The organism is Sulfurimonas sp. (genome assembly GCF_027056685.1).
Classification (GTDB): Bacteria; Campylobacterota; Campylobacteria; order Campylobacterales; family Sulfurimonadaceae; genus Sulfurimonas.
In genome coordinates, this window is the sequence record NZ_JALUKE010000084.1 from 1 (window position 1) to 4,439 (window position 4,439).

Here is a 4,439-nt window from a genome sequence, read left to right on the forward strand (position 1 = left end):
AAAGACATATCACTTTTGTCAATGAAGTTTTTGAAAAAATGACAGGATACTCCAAAGAAGAAGCACTAGGTCAAAATCCAAATATATTAAAATCTGGCAAACAAGACGACAGCTTTTATGTAGAACTTAACAGGAAACTTGATAACGGTGAGAAATGGGAGGGGCAGTTTATTAACAAGCGCAAAGACGGCTCTTTGTACTATGAAAAAGCTTCCATTGTTCCTATATTTTTAGATAAAAAGCTCATCAGTTACCTTGCTATTAAACTCGATATTACAAAATACATTGAACAAAATGAAAAATTACAACTTGCCGCATCTGTTTTTGACAATACCGAAGAGGCAATTATTATCACAAATGCAGATAAAAAACCCATCTCTCTCAACAAAGCTTTTAGTAAAATTTATGGATATACACTCTCTGAAATAGGAGAAGAAAACCTTAAAATTCTCCATTCAGGTACGCATGATACTCACTTTTATAAACAGATGTGGAATAGCATTGAGAGTGAAGGTCTTTGGCAAGGTAAAATCATAAACAAAACGAAATGTGGTCTCTACATTCCTATTTGGAGTACCATAAAAGCTATTAAAGATACAAAAGGCGATGTTATCAACTATATTGCCGTTCAGACAGATTTAAGAGAGATTGAAAGTGTGCAGGAAAAGATTGATTATCTTGCCTATCATGACCAACTTACAGGGCTTTATAATCGTACCCATTTTGAAGAGTATCTTGAGCATGCGTTGACTATTGCAAAACGCAAACAAGAAAATCTAGCACTGCTCTTTATAGACCTTGATAGATTTAAAGTTATAAATGACACACTCGGACACGACATCGGTGATAAGGTGCTCATAGAAATTGCCAAGCGTTTGAGACATACACTAAGAGAGAGTGACTTTATATCGCGATGGGGAGGCGATGAATTCGTCATCATACTTGAAAACACCACAACACCAGCAGTAAGTGCAAAAATTGCTAGCCACATTATCGCAGCAGTCAAAGAGCCCATACAAGTAAATTCACACTCGTTAAGTACAACTGCAAGTGTTGGCATTGCCCTCTATCCACAAAATGGTGACGATGCCTATAGCCTTGTAAAACATGCAGACAGCGCAATGTATCTTGCAAAAGACAAAGGAAAAAACCAATTTCAATACTACACAAAGGAGCTCTCAAATGAGATACAAAGCAGACTCAATATTGAACTCTCTTTGCGAGATGCTCTAAAAAGAGATGAGTTTTATTTAGTTTTTCAACCGCAATACAGCTTAATGACAAAAAAGATAGTATCACTTGAGGCACTCATCCGTTGGAATAACGAAAACAAAGAGCTTACTTATCCTGATAGATTTATTCCTATTGCTGAAGAGAATGGTCTTATAGTAGACATTGGTTACTTTGTCTTTGAAGAGTCTTGTAAAGCACTGCGTAAGATGAGAGAAAATGGACTCAACATCCACTATATAGCGGTCAATGTAGCAAGTATGCAATTTAAAGAAGTAGATTTATTAAATATTTTTCTCTCCATACTTGAAAAATATTATCTTAAAGCTTCTGATATTGAAATAGAAATAACAGAGCGATTTGTTATGGCACCAACACTTGACAATATGTCACTTTTGCGAAATTTCAGAGCAAAAGGTTTTAGGATTTCCATAGATGACTTTGGTACTGGTTACTCCTCTATGGCATACTTGAAAAATCTGCCAGCTGACACCATAAAAATAGACAAAACTTTTGTCGATGACATAGAAAAAGGAAGCGCTGACAATGCCATCATAAAAGCCATTATAGCCCTCTCTAAAACATTAGGCTACTCCATAGTTGCAGAGGGTATAGAGACAAAAGAGGAAGAGGATTTTCTCACAGAATATGAGTGTGATTACGGACAAGGTTACCTCTTTAGCAGACCTATACTTGTAGAAGAGGTGATAAAAAGGTTTGCTATTTCTTAGATGTTACCTAGATATTTCCCTTTTTTGTGCTAAACTAAATAAAATTAATCAAAAGGATTTTATACATTATGAAAGATATAAAACTAACACAATATAGCCATGGGGCAGGATGTGGTTGTAAAATTTCTCCAAAACTACTCGACACAATTTTAAAAAGTTCAAGAACAAAAGTTCCATACCCAGAGCTTTTAGTAGGAAATGACTCAAAAGATGATGCCGCTGCGTTTGACCTTGGTAACGGAACTTCAGTACTCAGTACCACAGACTTTTTTATGCCCATAGTCGATGACCCTTTTACTTTTGGACGCATCGCGGCGACTAATGCCATCAGTGACATTTATGCAATGGGAGGCAAGCCTCTCATGGCAATTGCCATCTTTGGCTGGCCAATAGACAAACTTGACGCTGAAGTTGGTAGCCGTGTTATAGATGGTGGTCGAAGTGTATGTGAAGAAGCTGGTATTCCACTTGCAGGTGGTCATAGCATTGACTCTCCTGAGCCTATTTTTGGTCTTGCCGTAACAGGTTTAGCAGAAAATAAAAATCTTAAACGCAACGATACTGCAGAAGAAGATTGTGAAATATTTCTTACAAAAGGTTTAGGTATAGGCATACTTACAACTGCACAAAAACAGGGAAAAATTGCTGATGGTGACATTGATGTAGCCATAGAAGCAATGTGTGCCATCAACAAGGTTGGACAAGAGATAGCACAACTTGAAGGTGTAACAGCACTTACCGATGTAACAGGTTTTGGACTCTTAGGACATTTGAGTGAAATCTGTGAAGGAAGTAATATTAGTGCAGTGATTGAGTATGACAAAGTACCTACGCTTGAAAATGTAAAAAAATACTTGGCAATGGGTTGTGTTCCAGGCGGTACGCGTCGTAATTTTGAGAGCTACGGTGATAAAATAGCACCAATGACGCCAGAACAGCAAGATATATTGTGTGATGCACAAACTTCAGGTGGACTGCTTTGTGTTGTAAAAAAAGAGAGTGTACCTGCCTTTTTAGAAATTACCGAAAAAAGTGGACTCTCTTTAGAGCCTATTGGTCAAACGACTAAACGCAGTGAATATCTAGTAGAGGTACATTAAGCTTGCAACTCACAGAAGATTTTCGCTCTATTGTTCTTAACAACACACCACTTTTAGATGTTCGTGCCCCTGTTGAGTTTGAAAAAGGTGCATTTACACAAACAACAAATCTACCCATACTTACCGACAAAGAGCGCGAACTTGTTGGAACAATGTATAAAGAACAGGGCAACGCTGCTGCAGTAGAACTTGCCGAAGAGCTTATACAAGAGAGTGGGAAAAATGAGCGTGTGCAAGAGTGGAAAAACTATCTACAAAAAAATCCAAATGCCCTTTTATACTGCTTTCGTGGTGGGCAACGCTCAGGCATTGCTCAAGCGTGGCTAGGAGAAGTTGGCATAAACATAACGCGCCTTAAAGGCGGTTACAAAGCCTTTCGTAACTTTTTAATGCAAGAGAGTCTCGACATAAGTAAAGAGCTTAAAACTACCATCATTGGAGGGCGTACAGGCTCAGGAAAAACCATACTTCTTCAAGAGCTTGAAAATGCCATAGATCTAGAGGGTTTGGCACACCACAGAGGTTCAACATTTGGCGGCTTTGTAAACGCACAACCCACACAAATAAACTTTGAAAACGACCTTGCTTATGCACTTATTCAATTACAAGAAAAAGGCTTTAAAGAGCTTGTAATTGAGCATGAAAGTCATAATGTAGGAAGAATTTTCATTCCTAAAGAGATTTATGAAAACTTTATGGATGGTGAACTTATACTGCTTGAGACGCCACTTGAACAGAGGACTGCAATTATATTTGAAGAGTATATAGAAAATGCACTCAGTAGTTACATAGAAAAATATAATGACAGAGGTATTCAAAAGTGGTCAGATAATATAGCAAAAAATCTTGATAGAATTCAAAAAAGAGTAGGAAGTAAGCGACATAAAGAGCTGAAAATTCTTTTTGAAGATGCTTTAAAAAATCAGTTGGACAATGATACACTACAAGGATATAAACCTCTTATAGAAAAACTTCTAATAGAGTATTATGACCCAATGTATGATTACCAGATTCAAAAGAGTAAAATCCCTGTTATTTTCAAGGGAAATTACGCTGAAATTTTAGAGTTTTTACACAAACGCAACGCTGCCAAATAACTCCTCTGCATCATAGAGGGATTGGGCATTTTTCACTTCATAATTTTTATTAATATTAAAAAGTATGAAGTCTGCTTTTTCGCCCTCTTTTATCTCTCCAGCCTCGTAACCAAGTGCTTTTGCAGGATTTTGTACTGTAAGTTTTACAAGCTCTGGCATTGTAATCATTTTAGATTTTACAAGCTTTGTGTAGTAGAGTGGCAGTGCATCGCTGAGTGCTTCACAACCATATGCAGCATCAAAAAATGCCACCTCTTTATTAACTGGTGAAGATGGCTGGT

Annotated in this window: 4 protein-coding genes; 3 read left to right on the plus strand and 1 reads right to left on the minus strand. The window is 37.2% G+C overall.

The annotated features are described in order from the left end of the window. The 3 genes from MVY38_RS03705 to mnmH all read left to right on the plus strand — a co-directional run. A partial coding sequence (locus MVY38_RS03705; RefSeq protein WP_297483706.1) for an EAL domain-containing protein occupies positions 1-1,961 on the plus strand: 1,961 nt, incomplete at its 5' end. A 65-nt stretch (positions 1,962-2,026) separates the two neighbouring features. Further along, positions 2,027-3,061: a selenide, water dikinase SelD gene (gene selD / locus MVY38_RS03710; RefSeq protein ID WP_297483712.1), complete on the plus strand. Its 1,035-nt coding sequence runs from the start codon at positions 2,027-2,029 to the stop codon at positions 3,059-3,061. Positions 3,062-3,063: 2 nt separating this feature from the next. Further along, positions 3,064-4,158 (plus strand): tRNA 2-selenouridine(34) synthase MnmH, encoded by a 1,095-nt coding sequence (mnmH, locus tag MVY38_RS03715; RefSeq protein WP_297483708.1) that lies wholly within the window; start codon positions 3,064-3,066, stop codon positions 4,156-4,158. Here mnmH and MVY38_RS03720 read toward each other — a convergent pair. Next, on the minus strand, positions 4,132-4,439 hold a 308-nt coding region (locus MVY38_RS03720), incomplete at its 5' end, for an amidohydrolase family protein (RefSeq protein WP_297483710.1). The two genes, mnmH and MVY38_RS03720, sit on opposite strands and share 27 nt — an antisense overlap.